This window comes from Xanthomonas maliensis, from assembly GCF_009192945.1.
Taxonomy (GTDB): Bacteria; Pseudomonadota; Gammaproteobacteria; order Xanthomonadales; family Xanthomonadaceae; genus Xanthomonas; species Xanthomonas maliensis.
Window position 1 is genome coordinate 1 of sequence record NZ_NSET01000140.1, and the last position, 605, is coordinate 605.

Sequence of the window (605 nt, forward strand, 5' to 3'; positions counted from 1 at the left end):
TCGCCGCTTTGCTGCCGGCCCGCCCCGCACCGAGGGCAGCGCCGGTCTTGAGCCAGCCGCTGGCGCCCGGGCCAAGGTGGCGCAGGCTATTCCCCGCATGACGGGCCGGGTCGCCGGCGTTCGAGGCGGCATGGCGCAGGTGGTCGCCCGCCGTGCCTGCCAGTTCCAGGGCGCGTTCCAGCGCGCGTTCGGTGATCACAGTCAGCTTGCTCATGGGGGCGGCTCCTTTCTGAGTATCGTGGCCGCAGTCTGTGGGGTCGGACGTATAAAGGGTGTCAGCACAGGCCCGGCGATTTGGCTGCCGTTCGGAAAACCACGCGTGCGAGCTCAGGTGCCACGCGGCTTGGCGCGGTGGGTGGCAGTGGCGGTCCAGGGATCGTCGGGCCACGGATGCTTCGGGTAGCGGGCCTTCATTTCTTTTTTTACGTCGGGGTAGGGGTTGGCCCAGAAGCTCTTCAGATTCTGGGTGACCTGCAGCGGGCGGGCACCGGGCGGGAGCAGGGGCAAGGGGAGCGCAATGTGGCCGGCGGCCACCCGGGGGCTGTCGGCCAACCCGAACAGTTCCTGCAGCCTGACCGCCAGCACCGGCGACAGCGGCTGACCGA

1 protein-coding gene and 1 pseudogene are annotated in these 605 nt (G+C 69.4%); both read right to left on the reverse strand.

All coding sequences use genetic code 11. The annotated features are described in order from the left end of the window. Positions 1-214 (reverse strand): annotated as a pseudogene (locus CKY51_RS22300) (hypothetical protein); the annotation flags it as partial. A 113-nt stretch (positions 215-327) separates the two neighbouring features. Then, a partial coding sequence (locus CKY51_RS22305) for an ATP-dependent helicase C-terminal domain-containing protein (RefSeq protein WP_280524724.1) occupies positions 328-605 on the reverse strand: 278 nt, incomplete at its 5' end.